This is a genomic window from Achromobacter spanius (assembly GCF_039673305.1).
Classification (GTDB): domain Bacteria; phylum Pseudomonadota; class Gammaproteobacteria; order Burkholderiales; family Burkholderiaceae_B; genus Achromobacter; species Achromobacter spanius_F.
Map to the genome: position 1 here is coordinate 21,253 of NZ_JBDJLJ010000031.1, position 20,396 is coordinate 41,648.

At 65.8% G+C, this 20,396-nt stretch carries 21 protein-coding genes; 13 read left to right on the top strand and 8 right to left on the bottom strand.

What is annotated here, in order from left to right:
- Positions 1-75 precede the first annotated feature (75 nt).
- A complete protein-coding gene (locus ABE485_RS20815; RefSeq protein ID WP_346517169.1) occupies positions 76-948 on the bottom strand; it encodes a DMT family transporter in 873 nt (290 codons plus the stop codon).
- Between the two features lie 311 nt (positions 949-1,259).
- Between ABE485_RS20815 and rplS the strand changes: the two genes are divergently transcribed.
- Both rplS and ABE485_RS20825 read left to right on the top strand, forming a co-directional pair.
- Positions 1,260-1,640, top strand: coding sequence for a 50S ribosomal protein L19 (rplS, locus tag ABE485_RS20820; RefSeq protein ID WP_008164086.1), 381 nt, complete (start codon positions 1,260-1,262; stop codon positions 1,638-1,640).
- A gap of 123 nt (positions 1,641-1,763) precedes the next feature.
- Positions 1,764-2,495: a CoA pyrophosphatase gene (locus ABE485_RS20825; protein WP_346517170.1), complete on the top strand. Its 732-nt coding sequence runs from the start codon at positions 1,764-1,766 to the stop codon at positions 2,493-2,495.
- Between the two features lie 102 nt (positions 2,496-2,597).
- On the opposite strand, the gene rsgA is transcribed toward ABE485_RS20825, so the two are convergent.
- Entirely contained in the window at positions 2,598-3,500 is a 903-nt protein-coding gene (rsgA, locus tag ABE485_RS20830; RefSeq protein ID WP_346517171.1) for a ribosome small subunit-dependent GTPase A, read from the bottom strand.
- Complete coding sequence (locus ABE485_RS20835; RefSeq protein ID WP_346517199.1) at positions 3,497-4,747, bottom strand: M48 family metallopeptidase; 1,251 nt, start codon at positions 4,745-4,747, stop codon at positions 3,497-3,499. The genes rsgA and ABE485_RS20835 overlap by 4 nt, the downstream gene beginning before the upstream one ends.
- 61 nt (positions 4,748-4,808) lie before the next feature.
- Here ABE485_RS20835 and orn point away from each other — a divergent pair, with 61 nt between their 5' ends.
- The gene (gene orn / locus ABE485_RS20840) at positions 4,809-5,354 is read left to right on the top strand and encodes an oligoribonuclease (RefSeq protein ID WP_346517172.1); all 546 of its coding nucleotides are present in this window, start codon (positions 4,809-4,811) and stop codon (positions 5,352-5,354) included.
- 67 nt (positions 5,355-5,421) lie between these two features.
- Positions 5,422-6,057: an NAD(P)H-hydrate epimerase gene (locus ABE485_RS20845; RefSeq protein ID WP_346517173.1), complete on the top strand. Its 636-nt coding sequence runs from the start codon at positions 5,422-5,424 to the stop codon at positions 6,055-6,057.
- A gap of 35 nt (positions 6,058-6,092) precedes the next feature.
- Here ABE485_RS20845 and paaX read toward each other — a convergent pair whose 3' ends face one another.
- On the bottom strand, positions 6,093-7,022 hold the full coding sequence (gene paaX, locus ABE485_RS20850; protein ID WP_346517174.1) for a phenylacetic acid degradation operon negative regulatory protein PaaX: 930 nt from the start codon (positions 7,020-7,022) through the stop codon (positions 6,093-6,095).
- A 173-nt stretch (positions 7,023-7,195) separates the two neighbouring features.
- On the opposite strand from paaX, the gene paaA reads away from it, so the two are divergent.
- From paaA to paaK, 9 genes are all read left to right on the top strand, one after another.
- The gene (gene paaA / locus ABE485_RS20855; RefSeq protein WP_346517175.1) at positions 7,196-8,185 is read left to right on the top strand and encodes a 1,2-phenylacetyl-CoA epoxidase subunit PaaA; all 990 of its coding nucleotides are present in this window, start codon (positions 7,196-7,198) and stop codon (positions 8,183-8,185) included.
- A 239-nt stretch (positions 8,186-8,424) separates the two neighbouring features.
- Complete coding sequence (paaB, locus tag ABE485_RS20860) at positions 8,425-8,709, top strand: 1,2-phenylacetyl-CoA epoxidase subunit PaaB (RefSeq protein WP_006388300.1); 285 nt, start codon at positions 8,425-8,427, stop codon at positions 8,707-8,709.
- 15 nt (positions 8,710-8,724) lie between these two features.
- Positions 8,725-9,489: a 1,2-phenylacetyl-CoA epoxidase subunit PaaC gene (gene paaC, locus ABE485_RS20865; protein ID WP_346517176.1), complete on the top strand. Its 765-nt coding sequence runs from the start codon at positions 8,725-8,727 to the stop codon at positions 9,487-9,489.
- A complete protein-coding gene (paaD, locus tag ABE485_RS20870) occupies positions 9,486-9,992 on the top strand; it encodes a 1,2-phenylacetyl-CoA epoxidase subunit PaaD (RefSeq protein WP_346517177.1) in 507 nt (168 codons plus the stop codon). The genes paaC and paaD overlap by 4 nt, the downstream gene beginning before the upstream one ends.
- A 12-nt stretch (positions 9,993-10,004) precedes the next feature.
- Positions 10,005-11,093 carry a 1,2-phenylacetyl-CoA epoxidase subunit PaaE gene (paaE, locus tag ABE485_RS20875; protein ID WP_346517178.1) on the top strand — a complete coding sequence of 363 codons (1,089 nt, stop codon included), beginning with the start codon at positions 10,005-10,007 and terminating at the stop codon, positions 11,091-11,093.
- A 47-nt stretch (positions 11,094-11,140) separates the two neighbouring features.
- Positions 11,141-12,805 carry a phenylacetic acid degradation protein PaaN gene (paaN, locus tag ABE485_RS20880; protein ID WP_346517179.1) on the top strand — a complete coding sequence of 555 codons (1,665 nt, stop codon included), beginning with the start codon at positions 11,141-11,143 and terminating at the stop codon, positions 12,803-12,805.
- Between the two features lie 15 nt (positions 12,806-12,820).
- Complete coding sequence (gene paaG / locus ABE485_RS20885) at positions 12,821-13,609, top strand: 2-(1,2-epoxy-1,2-dihydrophenyl)acetyl-CoA isomerase PaaG (protein ID WP_346517180.1); 789 nt, start codon at positions 12,821-12,823, stop codon at positions 13,607-13,609.
- Entirely contained in the window at positions 13,609-14,079 is a 471-nt protein-coding gene (gene paaI, locus ABE485_RS20890) for a hydroxyphenylacetyl-CoA thioesterase PaaI (RefSeq protein ID WP_346517181.1), read from the top strand. The genes paaG and paaI overlap by 1 nt, the downstream gene beginning before the upstream one ends.
- A 102-nt stretch (positions 14,080-14,181) precedes the next feature.
- On the top strand, positions 14,182-15,495 hold the full coding sequence (gene paaK, locus ABE485_RS20895) for a phenylacetate--CoA ligase PaaK (RefSeq protein WP_346517182.1): 1,314 nt from the start codon (positions 14,182-14,184) through the stop codon (positions 15,493-15,495).
- Positions 15,496-15,666: 171 nt separating this feature from the next.
- Here the strand turns inward: paaK and ABE485_RS20900 are convergent, their stop codons facing one another.
- The 4 genes from ABE485_RS20900 to kynA all read right to left on the bottom strand — a co-directional run bounded on the left by ABE485_RS20900 (position 15,667) and on the right by kynA (position 20,295).
- The gene (locus ABE485_RS20900; RefSeq protein ID WP_346517183.1) at positions 15,667-17,067 is read right to left on the bottom strand and encodes an MATE family efflux transporter; all 1,401 of its coding nucleotides are present in this window, start codon (positions 17,065-17,067) and stop codon (positions 15,667-15,669) included.
- On the bottom strand, positions 17,064-18,794 hold the full coding sequence (locus ABE485_RS20905) for an ArnT family glycosyltransferase (RefSeq protein WP_346517184.1): 1,731 nt from the start codon (positions 18,792-18,794) through the stop codon (positions 17,064-17,066). Before ABE485_RS20905 ends, ABE485_RS20900 begins: the two co-directional genes overlap by 4 nt.
- Before the next feature lie 125 nt (positions 18,795-18,919).
- A complete protein-coding gene (locus tag ABE485_RS20910; protein WP_346517185.1) occupies positions 18,920-19,186 on the bottom strand; it encodes a type B 50S ribosomal protein L31 in 267 nt (88 codons plus the stop codon).
- A 260-nt stretch (positions 19,187-19,446) separates the two neighbouring features.
- Complete coding sequence (gene kynA / locus ABE485_RS20915) at positions 19,447-20,295, bottom strand: tryptophan 2,3-dioxygenase (RefSeq protein ID WP_346517186.1); 849 nt, start codon at positions 20,293-20,295, stop codon at positions 19,447-19,449.
- Positions 20,296-20,396 lie beyond the last annotated feature (101 nt).

Genomic DNA, 20,396 nt, shown 5'->3' on the forward strand with positions numbered 1-20,396 from the left:
ATCCGCAGCCACGCCGGCCTTACGCAGGCCAGGCTCGCCTAAGCCAGGTTGACCATGCCGGCAGTCTTGCTGTGCTCAACTGGCTCCCAGCAGGATCACTCCCGCCAGAATGGACACGCAGCCGGCCAGACGGCCAGGCCCGACTTTCTCGCGCAGCAGGAACATGCCGGCCAGGGTGCCCAGCATCATGGACATTTCCCGGGCGGGCGCCACCAGGCTCAGCGGTGCGCCGTTGCGCAGCGCGTACAGCACCAGGATGTAGCCCAAGGGCGACAGGAAACCCACCGCCAGCGCCAGGTGCCAGTGCCCGCGCATGGATTCCAGGGCCTGCGCAGGACGGCGCAGCATGTGCGGCGTCATCATGGCGGTGCGGGTGACGCAGGTAAACCAGTCGAACAGCACCGGACTGATCAGCAGCACCTTCACGCCGTAGGCGTCCACCACGGTGTAGGCGGCGATGAACAGGCCGATCACCACGCCCCAGCGCACGCCCACCCAGGCCTGCGCCTGCTTGAAAATGGCCAGCCGTCCCTGGGTGGCGATCATCAGCACGCCTATCACCACGCACAGCATGCCGATGATGCCGGTGCTGGTGGCGGGTTCGCCCAGCAGCAGGAAGGCGCCCGTGGTTGAAAGCAGGGGGCCCGTGCCGCGGGCAATCGGGTACACCACGGACAGATCGGCGACCTGATAGCCCCGCTGCAGGCACAGGCTGTAGCCCAGATGCAACAAACTGGACGTGAGGATGGCGGCCACCACCGGCCAGGTCCAGGTCATGCCGTCATGCATCAGCACCCAGATCACCCACGGCGCATAAAGCACCGACGCGCACAAACCGTACGCGAAGACAAATGGGGCGCCCACCATGGCCGCGCGCTTGGCGAGAAGATTCCACGTTGCGTGGGCCATCGCCGCCAGGACAACCAATAACAGGGACGTGTACGACATGGAGGAACAGCGTCAGATGACGTGTTTGTTACAGGAGTGGGAAGGGTACCGCAAAGCACGGGCAAGGCGCACATGTTACCTGAGGCTCCGAGCAATTTTTGGTGTAGAATCATTGGTTTGCCAAATCTCATCCTCTGCTTGCGGCACGAGCATCGCAATTTAGGTCCCGCCGGAATTTCCGGTGAACTCATTGCAATGCGCACGCAATGGCCGGATGTGGCCGGAAGCATCGGCCACCTGAACGCTATGCGTGAACAACATCGAACGGCAAAAGTCTTAGCCCGCAAAGACATGATGATCTAGGAGTTCTAATGAACCTCATCGCTATCCTGGAACAGGAAGAAATTGCCCGTCTGACCGGCGGTCAAGCCAAGCCTGAATTTGCTCCTGGTGACACCGTCATCGTGAGCGTGAACGTCGTCGAAGGCACCCGCAAGCGCGTGCAGGCTTTCGAAGGCGTCGTGATCGCCAAGCGCAACCGCGGCCTGAACTCCGCGTTCACCGTGCGCAAGATTTCGTCGGGTGAAGCCGTGGAACGTACGTTCCAGCTGTACTCGCCGCAAATCGCCGGCATCGAAGTCAAGCGCCGCGGCGACGTGCGCCGCGCCAAGCTGTACTACCTGCGCTCGCGCTCGGGCAAGTCGGCTCGCATCAAGGAAAAGCTGGTCAGCAAGCAAGCCTCCGCGGCTTGATCGCTTATCGGTACACGGCCCTGCCAGTGTCGGACGTTCACGCCAATCCGCGTTTCCGTCCGGCACGGGTTTCCGGGTTAAAAAGGCACCTGCGAGGGTGCCTTTTTCTATTTTCTGAGCCGTATGTCTGATTCCTCGTCTTCCGCGCGGCCCCGACGGCCGCTGGCGCGCCCAGGGTTCGATCCCGCGACGCAACCGTGGGTGGTGGCCAACGATTCCCTGCCGGCCGTTCCCACCCGCCTGCTGACTCCAGATTCCCTGCGGGGCACGCTCAGCCAGCCATCCACCTGGACGCTGGAGCTGTCGCGCGACAACGATCTGCGCTATCCGGGCCGCGAAGGCGCGCCGGTTCCCGCCGCCGTGCTGATTCCGCTGGTGACGCGGGACAACGGCGTTCACATCATGCTGACGCAGCGCGCCGCGCATCTGCATGACCACGCGGGCCAGATCAGTTTCCCCGGCGGGCGCATCGAGACCAGCGATTCCACGCCCGTGGCGGCGGCACTGCGCGAAGCGCAGGAAGAAACGGGCTTGCCGTCCAACCACGTGGAAGTGCTGGGCAGCATGCCGCCCTACCTGACCGCGACGGGGTTCTCTATCATTCCGGTCGTGTCCCTGGTGCGTCCGGGCTTTCAGCTCGCGCCCGATGCGTTCGAGGTCGCCGAGGTGTTCGAGGTGCCGCTGTCGTTCCTGATGGACCCGGCCAATCATCGCCTCTATGAAGCCAGGCTCGACGACGGTCGGGTGCGCCAGTATTACGGCATGCCCTACGGCAAGCATTTCATCTGGGGGGCCACGGCAGGCATGTTGCGCAATCTGTATCACCTGCTGCGCCACGGATTCACGCCGCGCTGATCCCCGCGGCGGGGGCGTGCGCCGCCCCGCAAAAGAAGACGGCCCCGCAAGGGGCCGTTTCTCATCGTGCCGGCAAGCCGTCATACGGCGCCGGCGGCGGGATCAATAGCGCTGCTGGCCCGCCAGGTTTTCTTCCAGGATGCGTTCGTACAAGGCATAGCGCGCCGGATCGATCCGGCCTGCCTGCAACGCCGCGACCACGCCGCAGCCCGGCTCGTGGCGATGGGAGCAGTTGTAGAAGCGGCATTCCTCGATGGGCTGCGTGAACTCCGGAAAGCCGCGGATGATGTCTTCGCGGGTAAGGTGCTGCAGGCCAAAGGCCTGGAACCCGGGGGAATCGATCAGGTCGCCGCCGGGCGCCGGCAGGTGGTAGAGCCGAGTGCTGGTGGTGGTGTGCTTGCCCATGTCGAGCGCGGTGGAGTGTTCGCGGGTGGCGGCCGCGGCGTCGGGCACCAGCGCATTGAGCAGCGTCGACTTGCCCATGCCGCTCTGGCCCAGCAGCAGGCTGGTGCGGCCGGCGAGGCGGGGCGCGAGCAGGGTATGGACCTTCTCGGGTTCGAGCGCGCTCAGTTCGATCACGTCCACGCCCAGCGCGGCGATGGGTGCAAGCCGCGCCCGCGCGGCCGGCAATTCGTCCGTCAGGTCGGTCTTGTTCAGGATGATCAGCGGCGAGATGCCCGCGCTCCAGGCGCCCGCCAGCGCGCGGCCGGTCAGGTCGTCCGAGAACGTCGGCCGCACGGCGACCACGATCAGTAGCTGGTCCACGTTGGACGCGAACTGCTTGGATCGCATCTCGTCCGAGCGGAACAGCAGATTGGTGCGCGGCAGGATGGCGTCGATGGCGCCTTCGTCCTTGCCCTGTGGGGTGATCCTGACGCGGTCGCCCACGGCGGCGCCCGCTTTCTTGCCGCGGGGGAAGCACTTGCGCAGGGCGCCGTCCGCAAGTTCGACGGTGTAGTGGCGCCCATGCGCGGCGATGATGCGGCCTTCCATGGGTGCGCTCATGCGGCGGCCGCCATCAGGTGGCGGATGCGCACGGAGGCGGGTGGGTGACTGTCGTAAAAGGCGGAATGCACAGGGTCGGGGGTCAGCGTTGCGGCGTTGTCGTCATAGAGTTTGACCAGCGCGGATACCAGCCGTTCCGGTGAACTCTGTTGGGCGGCGTAGCGGTCGGCCTCGAACTCGTCGCGGCGCGAATACCAGCTTGCCAATGGGGTGAACATGAAGGTGAACACGGGAATGACCAGGAAGAAAAGCAGCAGCGCCATGGCGTCGTTGCGTCCTCCCAATTGTGGCAGGACGCCAAGGCCCACGTAGAACCAGGGCTGCTGGGCGATCCATCCCAGGATGGCGAAAAACACCAGCGCGGCGGCAAGACTGAAGACGATGCGCTTGATGATGTGGCGCTTGGCGAAATGGCCGAGTTCGTGCGCCAGCACGGCCTCGATCTCGTCGGCGTTCAGGCGCGCCAGCAGGGTGTCGAAAAACACGATCCGGCGCGAGCGGCCGAAGCCGGTGAAATAGGCGTTGCCATGGGCCGACCGGCGCGATCCGTCCATCACGAACAGGCCGTTCAGCGCAAAGCCGCAGCGCTGCGCCAGGCGCTGGATGCGTCCGGCCAGTTCGGGGTCGGAGAGCGGCGTGAACTTGTTGAACAGGGGGGCGATGAACATCGGGTAGATGATCAGCAGCGCGAGGTTGAACACCGTCCAGAGCGCCCAGGCCCAGATCCACCAGTAGTCGCCGGCGCTGCCCATCAGCCACAGCACCGCGGCCGCCAGCGGCAGGCCCAGGACCGCCGCGATCAGCAGGCCCTTGGCGGCATCCATCACGAAAAGCCCGGGCGTCATGCGGTTGAATCCGAAGCGCGCCTCCAGCCGGAACTGCCGCCATAGCGTGAAGGGCAATCCGAGCAGACCCAGCAACAGCGTGGCCACCACCAGCAACAGCATCTGGCGCAGGAAATCGTTGCTGGTAAGCTGGCTTACCAGCAGGTCGATGAATTGCAGGCCTCCCATCAGCGTCAGGCAGACCAGCAGGATGGCGTCATACGTGCGCTCGAGCATGCCCAGCCTGACCCGCGCCACGGTGTAGTCCGCCGCGCGCTGGTGGCTTGCCAGCCCGATACGCGGCGAGAATTCCGCGGGCACCTGATCGCGATTGCGGGCGACATGGCGGATCTGGCGCGAGGCCAGCCACATGCGCACGGCAATATCGGTCAGCAGGAAGGCAACGAACAGCAGGGTGAACATGGGCAAGACGGTTTGCTCAGGAAGGGATGTGCGAAAATCGCGTGTTTTATAGGCAAATTATATGGCTGCGAACGAAAACCGCCTGATCTGGCTGGACATGGAAATGACCGGGCTGGACCCCGAAAAAGAACGCATCATCGAGGTCGCCGTCGTGGTGACGGAGCCCGACCTGACGGTGGTTGCCGAGGGTCCGGTCATCGTCGTGCACCAGTCCGACGCCTTGCTCGACGCCATGGACAACTGGAATAAATCCACCCATGGCAAGAGCGGCCTGATCGACAAGGTGAAGGCATCCACGATTTCCGAGGCGCAGGCAGAGGATACGCTGTTGGCGTTCCTGGCGCAGCACGTGCCCGCCGGCAAGTCCCCGATGTGCGGCAATACCATCAGCCAGGACCGCCGCTTCATGTTCGCGTACATGCCGCGCCTGGAGCAGTTCTTCCATTACCGCAACCTGGACGTCAGCACGCTGAAGGAACTGGCGCGCCGCTGGGCGCCGGCCGTGTACAAGGGCTTCGAGAAAAAGAGCCGCCACGAAGCGCTGGCCGACATCTACGAATCGATCGACGAGCTCAAGTACTACCGCGAGCACTTCCTGAAGGTCTGAGCGCGCGGGCGGCGCACGCTCGCGGTCGCTTCGCCTTCAGGCCTGACCTTTCACAAGCGGGCCTGCCATGCCGTCTTATTCAGTCGCCCAGATCCGGTTGGCCGAACAGCACGCCCTGGCTGAAGGGCGGGCATTGATGCCGCTGGCCGGCGCCGCCGCGGCCGATTTCGTCGCGGCCCGCTTTCCCGCCAAGACTTCCATCCTGGCGCTGGCCGGTCCCGGCAATAACGGCGGGGACGCGCTGGAAGCCGCCGCGCGTCTGCTGGCGCGGGGGTTCGATGTGCAGGTGGTGCTGCCTTCCGGCCCCGAAAGATTGCCCCCCGACGCCGCAAACGCCTGGTCCGGTTGGCAAGCTGCGGGAGGGCGCAGCCACACCGCGCTGCCGCAGGGCCATCAGCCCGACCTGGTCATCGACGGCCTGTTCGGAATCGGCCTGAATCGCCCGCTGGACGCGGCTTGGCAGTCCCTGGCCGATGCCGTCAACGCCTGGCAGGCGCCCGTGCTGGCGCTGGACGTGCCCAGCGGCATCGATGCCGACACCGGCGCGGCGCTGGGCCGCCCGATCCGTGCGCGATGGACGTTGAGTTTCATCGCGGCCAGCCGCGGACTGTCTTGTCCCGGACCCGGGCGCGATGCCGCCGGGCAATGCCATGTGGACACGCTGGGCGTCGTCATGCCGGATGTCGATGGCGCGGCCGGCTAGCTGACGTCATTAGGGCAGGGCGCCCCCGCGGCGCTTCAGGCCGGCCGCCCGCCAAAGCGCGAATTCACCTCTTCCGACAGGGACGTATAGCGTTCATTGTCCTGTCCGGCCAACGCGTCCAAATGGGCCTCGGAGGCGTCGAACACCTTCCAGTAGATGCGCCCGCACAATTCGCGCGCGGCGTGCCCGGGCCAGTTGTCCGGCAGCATCGGCCCCGGCAGTTGCGGGTCGTGCAGGACGATCCGGCGCCAGTTGTGCAGCAGCATGACGCGGACCATGAAGGCCTCGCCCGGCGCCAGCGCGTCTTCCAGCAGCTTTTCCAGCGGTCCGAAATTTCTTGAGAACTGCCGGTACTGCTCGGCCACGTCGTCCAGGTTCCAGCACTGCGATGCCAGGCTGGCGATGGGCAGCCCGCCCGCGCCGGCCAGGTCGCGGGCCGACAGCACTAAGGCGCGGTCCGGAATGCCCAGCTTGTCCAGGATGTCGTGCGCGGCCCGCGCCTCGGTGTGCGGGTGGGCGAAGAGGCCCGGCGCGATCATGCCGAAGCCTTCCCACACCAGCTCGCGGCGCAGCTCGCCGCGTTCGGCCAGGCCGTTGCCCGTGCGCGGCAGCGCCACCAGCGTCCATTCCCCGTTCCAGTCCTGCGCCGCCCCTTCGTAGATGCGCTGCGATGCATGGGAGGTATGGCGCGCGCCCTGTTCGGAGATCAGGTAGAGGCTGCGCCGCCCGTGGCGTTCCGATTGCAGCCAGTTCTGCGCCACCAGGCGAAAGACGCTGGTGCGCAGCAGGCGTTCGTTGATGCCCAGGGGAGCCAGGAGCTCGATCAGGCTGCCCAGCCAGATGGCGCCGCCGTGCGGGGCCAGGGCGTCGCCCAGCAGGCTGACGCACAGCGATTTCGCGCGCGGCGGATCGCTTTTCAATAAGCGGGACAGAAAGCGTTCCAGGGGCGACTGAGGGTTTGCCATAAGGGGGGCCGCAAGCGGCCGATATCGGGATCCTGGATATGATACATAAATCCAATGTGATACAGATTTGAGTTTGACAATGAATTTTTTGTATTAAATAATCGTCCCATGACATGACGGCACTGCGCAGCGTTTGCCTTGCGTTTTCGCAAACCGTCTCAAGGAGACAAAACATGTACGCTCAACTCGTCGAAACCGGCGTCAAGCAGGTCAAGACCGCGGACCAGCTCGAAGGCCTGGAACAGACGTTCCAGCGGCGCATCGACGATGGCGTCCGCATCGAGGCCAAGGACTGGATGCCCGATGCCTACCGCAAGACGCTGGTGCGCCAGATCTCGCAGCACGCGCATTCCGAAATCGTCGGCATGCTGCCCGAGGGCAACTGGATCACCCGTGCGCCGTCGCTCAAGCGCAAGGCCATCCTGCTGGCCAAGGTCCAGGATGAAGCGGGCCACGGGCTCTACCTGTACAGCGCCGCGGAAACGCTGGGCGTGTCGCGCGACGACCTGATCAACGACCTGCACACGGGCCGCGCCAAGTACTCCAGCATCTTCAACTACCCCACGCTCAGCTGGGCCGACATCGGCATGATTGGCTGGCTGGTCGACGGCTCGGCCATCATCAATCAGATCCCGCTGTGCCGCTGCTCCTACGGTCCCTATGCGCGGGCCATGGTGCGCGTCTGTAAGGAAGAGTCCTTCCACCAGCGCCAGGGCTACGACCTGCTCATGCAGATGTGCCTGCACGGCACGCCCGAACAAAAGGCCATGGTCCAGGACTCGCTCAACCGCTGGTGGTGGCCGGCCCTGATGATGTTCGGCCCGTCGGATGCCGATTCTCCCAACAGCGCCCAGTCCATGGCCTGGAAGATCAAGCTCTTCTCCAACGACGAACTGCGCCAGAAGATGGTGGACCAGACCGTTCCCCAGGCCGAATTCCTGGGCCTGACCGTCCCCGATCCCGACCTGAAGTGGAACGCCGAACGCGGCCACTACGACTTTGGCGAAATCGACTGGACCGAGTTCTACGCCGTGCTCAAGGGCAACGGCCCCTGCAACCGCGAACGCCTGGCGGCGCGCGTCAAGGCGCACGAAGACGGCGCCTGGGTGCGCGATGCGCTGGTCGCCTACGCCGACAAGCAGGCGGAGCGCAAGGCTGCTTGACAGGGCCCACCCCAGGGATGGAGCCCACCCCCGAAGCGCTGCGCGCTTCCCCCTGGGCGGGCCCCCCTGGGCGGGCCCCCCCTCAAGGGGGCGCCGCAGCGGACCGGCGGAGCCGGCTCCGCGCGGCTGCGTTAGCGGCGTCTGCGCCATGGGGCAGGTAACTTTTCAGGCAACTCTTTTTCTTTATTCATTGCAGACCGGGGGCGCGTTGGCGCGACCGGCATTAGAGGAAATCCATCATGAGCAAAGACTGGCCTCTGTGGGAAGTATTCATCCGCAGCCAGCATGGCCTGGCGCATAAGCACGTGGGCAGCCTGCACGCCCCTGACGCCGAAATGGCGATCAATCACGCCCGCGACGTCTATACGCGCCGCAACGAGGGCCTGAGCATCTGGGTGGTGCGCGCGTCCGATATTTCGGCCAGCAGCCCGGGCGACAAGGATCCCCTGTTCGAGCCGGCCAACAGCAAGGTGTACCGGCATCCCACCTTTTTCCCGATGCCCGAAGAAATCAAGCACATGTAAGGCGCGGGGGGAGACATGGACAAGACTTTTTTTGAGTACCTGCTGCGCCTGGGCGACTCGTCGCTCATCCTCTCGCAGCGTCTGGGCGAATGGACCGGCCACGGTCCCATCCTGGAAGAGGACCTGGCGCTGACCAACACCGCGCTGGACCTGCTGGGCCAGGCCCGCATGTGGCTGACCCTGGCCGGCGAGGTCGAGGGCGCCGGCCGCGACGAAGACGCGCTGGCCTACCTGCGCGACACGCACCAGTTCCGCAACGTGCTGCTGGTGGAACGCGACAACGGCAACTACGCCGACACCATGGGCCGCCAGTTTCTGTTCGACGTCTGGCACTATTTCCTGCTGCAGCGCCTGGAAAAGTCGGCCGACGAGCGCGTCGCGGCCATCGCGGCCAAATCGATCAAGGAAGTGACCTACCACGTGCGCCGCTCGTCGGACATGGTGGTGCGCCTGGGCGACGGCACGGCTGAAAGCCACGCCAAGATGCAGGCCGCCATCGACGACGCCTGGCGCTTCACGGGCGAGCTGTTCGCCGACGACGCCATCGACCAGGACCTGGCCTCGCGCGGCATCGGATGTGAACTGTCGGCGCTGCGCCAGCCCTGGCTGGCGCATGTCTGCGAAGTGCTGGAAGAAGCCACGCTGACCGTGCCCGACGAAGCTGCCGCAAACCACCTGGCGCACCGGGGCGGTCGGCAGGGCAGGCACACTGAGGCGCTGGGCTACGTGCTGGCCGAAATGCAGCATCTGCCGCGTGCCTATCCGGGAGCGACGTGGTGAACGCGCTCGCGCCCGTTTCCGCCGACCAGGTCTACGCCTGGCTGCAAGAGGTTCCCGATCCGGAGATCCCCGTGCTGTCCGTGGTGGATCTGGGCGTGGTGCGGGACGTGTCGTGGGACGGCGACGCCTGCGTCGTCGTCATCACGCCCACCTATTCCGGCTGCCCGGCCATGCGCGAGATCACGCAGGACATCCGGCAGACGCTGCAGCGCCACGGCGTGGGCGACGTCCGGGTCGAAACCCGCCTGGCGCCCGCCTGGACGACCGACTGGATGACCGAAAAGGGGCGCGAAGCGCTCAAGGGTTACGGCATTGCCGCGCCCGCCGAACGCGCCATCGACATATCCGGGATCAGCCGCCGCGCGGCTGCACCAGCCATCGCGTGCCCGCGCTGCGGTTCGCGCGACACGCGACTGGTCAGCGGCTTCGGGTCCACCTCGTGCAAGGCGCTGTACCGCTGCGTGTCTTGCCGCGAACCCTTCGATTATTTCAAGACTCACTGAGCGTGGTTTGAGATGAGCCAGAACCAATTCCATTCCCTGAAGGTGGCCGCCGTGGCGCGCAATACGCGCGATGCCGTGGTCGTGACCTTCGACCTGCCCGAGGCGCTGACGGAAGAATTCGCCTTCCTGCCCGGGCAGTACCTGACCCTGCGCACCCAGCTCAATGGCGAAGAGTTGCGCCGTTCCTATTCCATCTGTTCCGCGCCTCGCGACAAGTTGCTGCGCGTGGCCATCAAAAAGGTGGACGAGGGTGCGTTTTCCAGCTGGGCCAACCACGAACTGCAGCCCGGCCAGACCCTGGAAGTGATGGCGCCCGCGGGCAACTTCACCGTGGATTTTTCCCCGGAAAACCAGCGCCACTATGTCGCGTTTGCCGTGGGCAGCGGGATCACCCCGGTGTTTTCCCTGGTCAAGACCGCGCTGTCGACCGAGCCGCGCAGCAAGTTCACGCTGTTCTTCGGCAACCGCGCCTCGTCGGCGGTGCTTTTCCGCGAAGAAATCGAAGACCTGAAGAACCTCTACATGGACCGCTTTTCGCTGGTCTACGTCATGAGCCGGGAAACCCAGGACATCGAACTCTTCAACGGCCGCCTGGACGGCGACAAGGTCGACCAGCTCATGTCGGCCTGGATGAGTCCCGAGGATATCGATTACGCTTTTGTCTGTGGTCCGCAGACCATGACGGAAAGCGTGGTCGAACGACTGCAGGCCCGCGGCATCCCGAAGGCGAACATCAAGTTCGAACTCTTCGGCGCGCCGAAGGGGCCGCGCGCATTGCGCACCGGCCACGACGCCCGCCAGGCTCCGGGCAAGGGCCAATGCGAAGTCACCGTGGTGCAGGACGGGCATAGCCGTATGTTCGTCATCGACAAGAACAAAGACAGCGTGCTGGACTCGGCGCTGGCGCAAGGGATCGAACTGCCGTATTCGTGCAAGGGCGGGGTGTGCTCCACCTGCCGCTGCAAGGTCATCGAAGGCGAGGTGGACATGGATGCCAACTTCGCCCTGGAAGACTATGAAGTGGCGCGCGGTTTCATCCTGAGCTGCCAGAGCTTTCCGGTCAGCGACCGGCTGGTCATCGACTTCGACCAGGAAACCTGAGCCAACCCGCGCCAGGCAAGAATTCAAATCTTATTGGAGAGACGAGCGTGTCCCAGAAATTCTTCGAACGTCACCAGCCCCTGCTGGAACAATCCCTGGCAGCCGCCGCGCTGCGCGGCTACTGGAGCCCGTTTGCCGAGTCGCCCAGCCCGCGCAACTATGGCGAAACCGCCAACGACGATGGCCGCGCCGCTTTCGAGGCGCTCAAGGGCAAGCCCTTCCCGTTGAACCTGCACGACGCCGACGGCGTCGTGGGCGGCGAGAAGTCGCCCTACGGTTTCGACCTGGGCATCACCTATCCGCGCGTTCCGACCGACAAGCTGATTTCCGCCGCCAAGCGCGCGCTGGAAGACTGGCGCCGCGCCGGCCCCCGCGCCTGGGTGGGCGTGTCGCTGGAAATCCTGGCTCGCCTGAACAAGCTCAGCTTCGAGATCGCCTATGCGGTCCAGCACACCACCGGCCAGGGCTTCATGATGGCCTTCCAGGCGGGCGGCCCGCACGCGCAGGACCGCGGCTTCGAGGCCGTGACCTACGCCTGGCAGGAAATGTCGCGCATCCCCGGCGTGGCGGTCTGGGAAAAGCCGCAGGGCAAGAACGACCCGATCCGCATGGAAAAGCAGTTCACCGTCGTGCCGCGCGGCGTGGCGCTGGTGATCGGCTGCTCCACCTTCCCGACCTGGAATGGCTATCCGGGCCTCTTCGCCAGCCTGGCGACCGGCAACACGGTCATCGTCAAGCCGCATCCGGGCGCGATCCTGCCGCTGGCCATCACCGTGAAGGTGGCGCGCGAAGTCCTGCAGGAAGCGGGGTTCGACCCCGACGTGGTGCAGCTGGCCGCGCACGAGGCCGGCGACGACACCGCGCAGAAGCTGGCGCTGGATCCGGCCGTCAAGATCGTCGACTTCACCGGCAGCACCGCCAACGGCGACTGGCTTGAAAACAACGCCCGCCAGGCCCAGGTCTACACCGAGAAGGCCGGCGTGAACCAGGTCATCATCGATTCCACCTCCGACCTGAAGGGCGTGGCCCGCAACCTGGCGTTCTCGCTGGCCCTGTATTCGGGCCAGATGTGCACCGCCCCGCAGAACATCTACGTGCCGCGCGACGGCATCAACACCCCCGAGGGCCGGGTCAGCTTCGACGACGTCGCCGCCGCGCTGGGCGTGGCGCTGGAAAAGGTCGGCGCGGATGCCGCCAAGGCCGTCGAGCTGACCGGCGCCATCCAGAACGAAGGCATCGTCGAACGCATTGAAAAAGCGCGCGCCCTGGGCTTGCCGGTGGTGGCGGACAGCAAGGCGCTGACCCATCCGCAGTTCGAGAACGCGCGCGTGCGCACGCCGCTGCTGCTGCGCACCGAAGCCGGCAATGCCGCCCTTGGCCAGGAATGGTTCGGTCCCATCGCGTTCGTCGTGGCCACCGATTCCACCACCCACAGCATCCAGCTCGCGCGCGACAGCGTCATCAAGCATGGCGCCCTGTCCCTGTCGGCCTACACGACCGACGACCGCGTGGCCGAGCAGGTGCAGGATGCCGCCGAAGTCTCGGGCGTGTCGCTCTCGTTCAACCTGACCGGCGCGGTATTCGTCAACCAGACTGCCGCGTTCAGCGATTTCCATGGCACCGGCGCCAACCCGGCCGCCAACGCGGCGCTGTCCGACACGGCGTTTGTCTCGAACCGCTTCCGCGTGGTGCAAACCCGCCGTCACATCTAAGCTGGGCGACCATACATGAGCTATCTGGATATTCAATTCGACCTGTCCGGCGGCATTGCGCGCCTGACGCTGAATCGCCCGGACAAGCTGAACAGCTTCACGGCCAACATGCATGCTGAAGTTGCCGATGCGCTCACGCGCATCGAAACCGAAGGCGCGCGCGTGCTGGTGCTGACCGGCGCGGGACGCGGGTTTTGCGCCGGCCAGGATCTGAGCGAACGCAAGCCCGCCGCGGACGGCACGCCGCCCGATCTGGGCGAGACCGTCGACAAGTTCTATGCACCGCTGGTGCGTCGCCTGAACGCCTTGCCCATGCCGGTCGTGGTGGGCGTGAACGGCGTGGCCGCGGGCGCGGGCGCCAATCTGGCGTTCGCCGGCGATATCGTCATCGCCAAGGCGTCGGCCAGTTTCATCCAGTCGTTCTGCCGCCTGGGCCTGATTCCCGACACCGGCGGCACCTTCGCGCTGCCGCGCCTGGTGGGCCGCGCCCGCGCCATGGGCCTGGCCCTGCTGGGCGACAAGCTCAGCGCCGAGCAGGCGCAGGAGTGGGGGCTGATCTGGCAATGCGTGGCCGACGAGGAATTCGACGCCACGCTCGAGCGCCTGGCCCGGCATTTCGCGGCGGCGCCCACCAAGGGCCTGGCCTTCACGAAGCGCGCGCTGCAGGCCAGCCTGGGCAACGACCTGTCCACGCAGCTCGACCTGGAACGCGACATGATGCGCGAGCTGGGTCGCAGCGCGGACTACGCCGAAGGTGTCGCGGCCTTCCTGGGCAAGCGTGAACCGCAATTCAAGGGGCAATGATGAGCGTGCACGTTCCCCCCGTTGAAGCGCCGACCGATCCGCAGGAACTGGCGCAGGCCGTGGGCTCGGTCATGTATGCCGGCGATGCGGCCACGCAGGGCCTGGACATGAAGGTCGAGGAAATGGCGCCTGGCTATGCGCGCCTGACCATGCGGGTGCGCCCCGACATGCTGAACGGCCACAAGACCTGCCACGGCGGTTTCATTTTCGCCCTGGCCGACAGCGCCTTCGCGTTTTCCTGCAATTCGCGCAACGTCAGCACCGTGGCGTCCGGATGCACCATCGACTACCTGGCTCCCGGCTTTGAAGGCGACATGCTGACCGCCGTGGCCCAGGAACGGTCGTTGGCCGGTCGCACGGGCGTGTACGACGTCACCGTCACCAACCAGGACGGCCGCAACGTGGCCTTGTTCAGAGGCCGTTCCTACCGCATCAAGGGCCAGATTGTCGGAGCGCCGGCGGACGCTTGACCGCATAGCCCAACCAAAGAGAAGGCCGCCGGCCGGGCCGCGCGCTGAACATCGCGGCGCGGTCCGAGCCGGGGCGTAGAGAATTTCAGGAGAGACATCATCATGCCCAACACCATGAGCAAGCCGGGACTGGATCCCATCGAGCATGCCAGCCAGGACGAGCTGCGGGCCCTGCAGCTTGAGCGCCTGAAGTGGTCGCTCAAGCACGCCTACGAAAACGTCCCGCACTACAAGAAGGCGTTCGACGAAATGGGCGTGCATCCGGACGACCTGAAGCAGTTGTCCGATATTTCGAAGTTCCCGTTCACCACCAAGAAGGAACTGCGCGAAAACTATCCTTTCGGCATGTTCGCCGTGCCGCGCGACCAGGTGTCGCGCATCCACGCGTCCAGCGGCACCACCGGCAAGCCGACGGTGGTGGGCTACACCAAGGGCGACCTGGACAACTGGGCCAACCTGGTGGCGCGATCGATCCGCGCGGCGGGCGGCAAGCCCGGCGATACGGTGCACGTGGCCTACGGCTATGGCCTGTTCACGGGCGGCCTGGGCGCGCATTACGGTGCGGAACGCCTGGGTTGCACGGTCATTCCGATGTCGGGCGGACAGACGGAAAAGCAGGTGCAGCTCATCAATGATTTCCGTCCGGACATCATCATGGTCACGCCTTCCTACTTCTGCAATATTCTGGAGGAGCAGCGCCGCCAGGGTATTGATCCGCGTCAAAGTTCGCTGCGCATCGGCATCTTCGGCGCCGAGCCGTGGACGGGCCAGATGCGGGCCGACATCGAAACCGAAGCCGGCATCGATGCAGTGGACATCTATGGCCTTTCCGAAGTCATGGGGCCGGGCGTGGCGAGCGAATGCGTGGAGACCAAGGACGGTCCCGTGGTGTGGGAAGACCACTTCTACGCCGAGATCATCAACCCGGACACGGGCGAGCCCGTCGCGGAGGGCGAAGCGGGCGAACTGGTGTTCACGTCGCTCACCAAGGAAGCGATGCCCATCATTCGCTACCGCACGCGCGACCTGACCCGCCTCTTGCCGCCGACCTCGCGCAGCATGCGGCGCATCGGCAAGATCACCGGCCGCAGCGACGACATGCTGATCGTGCGCGGCGTGAACATGTTCCCCACGCAGGTGGAAGAACTGGTCCTGAAGATCGCGCAGCTGGCGCCGCATTACCAGCTGGTGCTGTCCCGCACGGGCAACATGGACGAGCTCGAGATCCTGACCGAAGTCCGCGCCGAGTTCTCGGGCCTGTCGGACGCGGAACGCGCAAACCTGGGCAAGCAGCTGCAGCACGCGGTCAAGACGCACATCGGCGTGAGCGCCCGCATCCAGGTGTCGGACGCCGGACACGTCGAACGCACGCTGACTGGCAAGGCGCGCCGCGTGATCGACAAGCGTCCCAGATAAGAGGAAGGTCCCCACGCGGCCCACGCTACGCGTGCTTGCTGCCCCGAGGGGCTGCCCCGCCTTGGGGCGGACACCTCGGGACAGCCATTCTTTATTCTTGACCAGGGGGGGGCGGTACGCGTGCTTGCCTCCGCCCGCGGAAGGCTGCAGACGCCTTCCGGCAGCTGGCCCCTAGCGGGCCACGGCGCGCACGATGCGCCGATACCAGAAGTGCAGCAGGGCGGCGGACAGGGCCAGGCCGAACATGGCCATCAGCCACATGCTGCCGGCGCCCTCGGGCGAACCGGGCACCAGCAGGTTGCGCAGGCCGTCCAGGCCGCCACGGCCCGGGCCGAAGCCGAACCACCAGCCGCCGACCAGACCCACGCCGGCAAGCGCCACCATCTGCAGCAGCAGGGGCACCACCGCCACCTTGTAGGCGCGCAGCAGGTAAGAGTTGATGCATTGCATCGAGTCGAACAGGTGGAACAGCGGCAGCACCGCAAGCAGCGTTGTCGCGACGGCGGCCACCGCGGCGTCATCGGTGTACGCCGCCAGGATGAGGGGCCGGCCGGCGAGCAGCACCGCGGCCGTCAGCAGCGCGCCCATCAGGCCCAGGGCAAGTCCCGCCATGCCGGTGCGGTGCGCATGCGCAAGGTTTCCGGCGCCGATGGCTTGCGCCGTCAGCGCGGCGGTGGCGACGCCCAGCGCCATCGGCATCATGTAGCAAAGGGCGGCAAGGTTGGACATGATCTGGTGGCCGCCGGTCACGAAGGTGCCCTCGCGCGCCACCAGCAGCGCCATGAACGTGAACGCCGACACTTCCACCAGATACGATCCGCCCATGGGGACGCCCAGGCGCAGCAGTTCCTTCAGCGCCTTCCAGTCCGGCTTGCCGACCCGCAGGTGAAAGCGGCGGTAATAGCGGTCGTGCGTGATCACCCACAGGCCCAGTCCCAGGCTCATCCAGGACACCACGGCGGTCGCCAGCCCGGCGCCGGCCGCACCCATCGCGGGCAGCCCCAGCTTGCCGTAGATGAAGATCCAGTTGAACAGCGCCTTGAAGCCGATGATCGACAGGTTGATGGCCATGACCAGCTTGGGCCGCGACACGGCGGTGCCGAGCGCGTAGATGGTGCGGAACACCAGCGCGGCGGGCAGGGCGAGCACCAGCGCCTGCAGATAGGTTGCGATCCGGTCGCGCACGCCGGGGGCGACTTCGCCCGACATCGACAGCCACATGTCCGGAAACAGCATAAGCACGGCGCCGACGACCGACAGGCCCAGCGCCAGCCACACGCCCTGGCCCCAGCTTTTGCCGACTTCACGATTGTTGCCCGCGCCGAACTGCTGCGCCAGGATGGGGATCAGCGCATGCACGACCCCCATCAGGCCTACGAAGATGGTGATGTATATCGATGCGGACAGGGCCATCGCCGCCAGGTCGTCGGGGCTGGAGTGGCCCGTCATGGCGGTGTCCAGCACCCCGAACGAGATGCCGGCCCATTGGCTGATCAAGACGGGCCAAGCCTGCTTGGCGATGCCGCGCAGGGTGGCGCCGAAGGTCATCGGCGCCGCGGACAGGGGAGTCATCGCCTGGCGCCGGTCCGTAGCAGCCGGAAGACTTCGGAACGGTCGGCGCGTCGGCCGCCCTGCCAGAGGACGTCGGCGCCCTCGCTGTAGGCGGCGGTGCCGTCGCGCAGGCTCTGGTTGTTGGTCTGCTGCAGCACCAGCGTGCAGCGGGAGTCGAACGTGAACGACAGATTATTGAAGATCAGGAACGACGCGCGCTGGCCGCTGCCCAGGCCCAGGCCCCGCACGCATTCGCCCGGGCGCGCGTGCTGCTCGAGCGCCTGGGCCAATTGGCCCGACACGACGCGATAGCTGCGGGCATAGTCCACCGCGGGTTGCCACAGCAGGACCAGCAGGATCCAGGTGACGGTCAGCCCGCTGGCCGACAGCACGGTGCCGCGCCACAGCGCTTGCGGGCGCACCCGCAGTCGCCACACCACCAATCCGATCCACGCCAGGGTGAAGATCACCGCCAGGGCAAACGCCACCCACGAGATGACGGGTTCGTAGCCGGTGGTCTGACGGCCGATATTGCGGGAAATCTGGGCGGGCCAATGGAAGTGCAGGGCCACCCACCCGAGCCAGGCCGTGGCGGCAGTCAGCGAAAAGCACATGACGGCGAACCAGTCCAGCGTATTCACGACGCCGCGGCGCAAGGTGGGCAGCGAGAACGCGCCCAGCACGGCGCAGGGCACCGCCAGCAGCACGAATTCGGAATCGGAGGCTTCGTCCAGGACGAACAGGATCAGCGCCGAGCAAACCAGCAGCATCAGGGGCAGCCAGATGTGCGGCGCGTAGATCCATGCGCGCCAACGCCAGATGGCCAGCAGCGCCAGCGGCCAGGTCGGCCACAGGTACCAGGGAAGGTCGCGCAGGGTGCGCCCAGCGTCGTGCCAGCTGGGCATGGCGAAGGAAGACAGATTCCAGGTCTTCCAGTTCCGGATCCAGTACTCGCTGCCTTGCGAGGCGGGAATCCACCAGGCCAGGATCAGCGCGGTCGCCAGCACCGCGGCCCAGACCAGCCAGCGCTTGCACTTCCAGAGCTGGCTGCGGGGGTAGAAGGCAAGGACAGCGCCGATCATGATCGGCAGCGCGCCGACCCAGCCGCGCGTCAGAAAGCTGGCGGCGAGCGCGATGCCCAGGGTGGTGGAGCCCGTGACGGGGCGGTCCACGGTGCGGGCCAGCGAATAGAAGGCCAGCGCCTGGCACGCCATTATGGCGGGCACGACCGTGGTTTCATGGGTGCGCTGCAGAATGCCGACCGTGGCCAGCAGCAGCAGCAGTGCCGCGTCGGCCAGCATGCGGCCGTAGTCGCGCGGTTCGGGCTCGCCACCGAACGGCAGCGCCAGCGGCTGGGCTTCGGTACGGCGGCCCAGCAGGTAGGTGCCGTACCAGACGCTCGCTGCCGTGATGCCGAACCACAACAGGTTGGGCAGACGTCCGGCGGTGATGTCGCCGATGAAGGGGCCGAACAGCCAGATGCTGATTGCGCCTACCCACGTGATCAGGGGGCCTTCCTCGGCATGGGCCAGGTGTCCCACCTGCGGCAGCAGCCACGTGAGGCCGCCTTCGCGGATGGCGGTGATCATGGTCGCCAGGCCGACGGCGTCGTCGGTTTTCCACGGGTCGCGCATGAACAGCCCGGCCACGATATAGGCCAGGGCCAAGCCCAGCAGGATGAGGCGGGGCAGTTTTGCGGTGGCCACCGACGTCAGTCGGGCCGGAGTGGAAATTGAAAGTGGGGACACGGGCGTTAATGTAACCGACTGATCTGATTGCGCCAGTCCTGTGCAGCGGATTCAACTGCCAAGGAGGGAAAAAAAAGCAGCCCGAAGGCTGCCTTTTTGCTGTGACTCCCGCAGGAGCGACAGGATCAGGAAGCGGACTTGACCGTGCCAGCCGTGCGGGCGAAGCGGGCGCGGAACTTTTCCACGCGGCCGGTTTCGACGATGCGGGTCTGCGCGCCAGTGTAGAACGGGTGCGATTCGGAGGTCACGTCGCACTTGAAGAGCGGGTACGTCTTGCCATCGAGCTCGATGTTTTCGCGCGTTTGCACGGTCGAACGGGTGATGAACTTGTTGCCCGTTTGCAGGTCGGCGAAGACGACTTCGCGGTATTCGGGGTGAATGCCTTCTTTCATGGTGCTTTCCTAGACTCTTCCGAGTCTTTCTCAGGTTGTTAGGGTCGCCAGCTGGCGTTGGTGCAATCGGAAGCTAAAAGCTTCTCGCGCCCGGCTGCTCACCCAGAAAATCCGGCGAACACCCACGGGGCGGCTCCAGCCACGTATCCAAAAAGTAACCCCAAATTCTAGCATGGGAATTTTTGGCAGGCCAGCAGGAAACAGGACCGCAATCCTGCCGGAACTTGGGGTGTTTAAAGGGGACGGCATCGGCCGCGCGCTCACAGGTCCGTGCGCAGCTTCCAGATTTCCGGGAACAGCACGACCTCCAGCATGCGCCGCAGGTAATCCACGCCCGACGTGCCGCCCGTGCCGCGCTTGAAGCCGATGACCCGTTCGACCGTCGTGACGTGGCGAAACCGCCACAAGCGGAACGCATCTTCCAGGTCCGTCAGCTTTTCGCCCAGTTGGTACAGGGCCCAGTACTTGTCCGTATCCCGATAGACCGTAAGCCAGGCGGCCTCGACGGCGGCCGACGACTGGTAGGGTTGCGTCCAGTCGCGTTCCAGGTGGTCGGCGGGCACGTCCAGGCCGTGGCGGGCCAGCAGCCGCAATGCCTCGTCATAGAGCGAGGGCGCCTCGTAGGCGCTTTGCACCTGGGCCAGCAGGTCCGCCCGATGCGCATGCGGCTTGAGCATGGCGGCGTTCTTGTTGCCCAGCAGGAATTCGATCTGGCGGTACTGGTAGCTCTGGAATCCGCTCGAACGGGCCAGATAGGGCCGCAGCGCGGAGTATTCGGGCGGCGTCATGGTCGCCAGCACGTCCCAGGCGTGGACCAGCTGTTCCATGATCTTGCTGACGCGGGCCAGCATCTTGAAGGCGGGCTGCAGGCGGTCGGCCGCCACGCTGGCGATCGCTGCCCGCAGTTCGTGGAGCATCAGCTTCATCCAGAGTTCGCTGGTCTGGTGCTGGATGATGAAGAGCATTTCGTTATGCTCGGGCGACAGCGGATGCTGGGCGCCCAGCACTTCGTCCAGGTGCAGGTAGTCGCCGTAGGTCATGTCGCGCGTGAAGTCCAGTTGCGCTTTTTCCTGGCGGACGATGTCTTCGGAGCGTTCGTTCTGGCTCATGCGCGGTCTCCCTGGCAAGGAGGGGCGGCTCGGCGGGCGGATGCGGGGAGGGCGCGCCAGTGGGGCGCGAATAGGGTTTGCATGGTCTTGGTTCTCAAAGC

What these genes read in the sequence shown, in the direction of transcription:
- paaA (WP_346517175.1), top strand. Translation starts at nt 7,196, where the DNA reads ATGTACGCTCAACTCGTCGAAACCGGCGTCAAGCAGGTCAAGACCGCG.
- ABE485_RS20815 (WP_346517169.1), bottom strand. Translation starts at nt 948, where the DNA reads ATGTCGTACACGTCCCTGTTATTGGTTGTCCTGGCGGCGATGGCCCAC.
- kynA (WP_346517186.1), bottom strand. Translation starts at nt 20,295, where the DNA reads ATGAGCCAGAACGAACGCTCCGAAGACATCGTCCGCCAGGAAAAAGCG.
- paaI (WP_346517181.1), top strand. Translation starts at nt 13,609, where the DNA reads ATGAGCGTGCACGTTCCCCCCGTTGAAGCGCCGACCGATCCGCAGGAA.
- ABE485_RS20835 (WP_346517199.1), bottom strand. Translation starts at nt 4,747, where the DNA reads ATGTTCACCCTGCTGTTCGTTGCCTTCCTGCTGACCGATATTGCCGTG.
- paaE (WP_346517178.1), top strand. Translation starts at nt 10,005, where the DNA reads ATGAGCCAGAACCAATTCCATTCCCTGAAGGTGGCCGCCGTGGCGCGC.
- rsgA (WP_346517171.1), bottom strand. Translation starts at nt 3,500, where the DNA reads ATGAGCGCACCCATGGAAGGCCGCATCATCGCCGCGCATGGGCGCCAC.
- ABE485_RS20900 (WP_346517183.1), bottom strand. Translation starts at nt 17,067, where the DNA reads ATGACTCCCCTGTCCGCGGCGCCGATGACCTTCGGCGCCACCCTGCGC.
- paaX (WP_346517174.1), bottom strand. Translation starts at nt 7,022, where the DNA reads ATGGCAAACCCTCAGTCGCCCCTGGAACGCTTTCTGTCCCGCTTATTG.
- ABE485_RS20845 (WP_346517173.1), top strand. Translation starts at nt 5,422, where the DNA reads ATGCCGTCTTATTCAGTCGCCCAGATCCGGTTGGCCGAACAGCACGCC.
- paaG (WP_346517180.1), top strand. Translation starts at nt 12,821, where the DNA reads ATGAGCTATCTGGATATTCAATTCGACCTGTCCGGCGGCATTGCGCGC.
- ABE485_RS20825 (WP_346517170.1), top strand. Translation starts at nt 1,764, where the DNA reads ATGTCTGATTCCTCGTCTTCCGCGCGGCCCCGACGGCCGCTGGCGCGC.
- rplS (WP_008164086.1), top strand. Translation starts at nt 1,260, where the DNA reads ATGAACCTCATCGCTATCCTGGAACAGGAAGAAATTGCCCGTCTGACC.
- paaK (WP_346517182.1), top strand. Translation starts at nt 14,182, where the DNA reads ATGCCCAACACCATGAGCAAGCCGGGACTGGATCCCATCGAGCATGCC.
- paaB (WP_006388300.1), top strand. Translation starts at nt 8,425, where the DNA reads ATGAGCAAAGACTGGCCTCTGTGGGAAGTATTCATCCGCAGCCAGCAT.
- ABE485_RS20910 (WP_346517185.1), bottom strand. Translation starts at nt 19,186, where the DNA reads ATGAAAGAAGGCATTCACCCCGAATACCGCGAAGTCGTCTTCGCCGAC.
- orn (WP_346517172.1), top strand. Translation starts at nt 4,809, where the DNA reads ATGGCTGCGAACGAAAACCGCCTGATCTGGCTGGACATGGAAATGACC.
- paaC (WP_346517176.1), top strand. Translation starts at nt 8,725, where the DNA reads ATGGACAAGACTTTTTTTGAGTACCTGCTGCGCCTGGGCGACTCGTCG.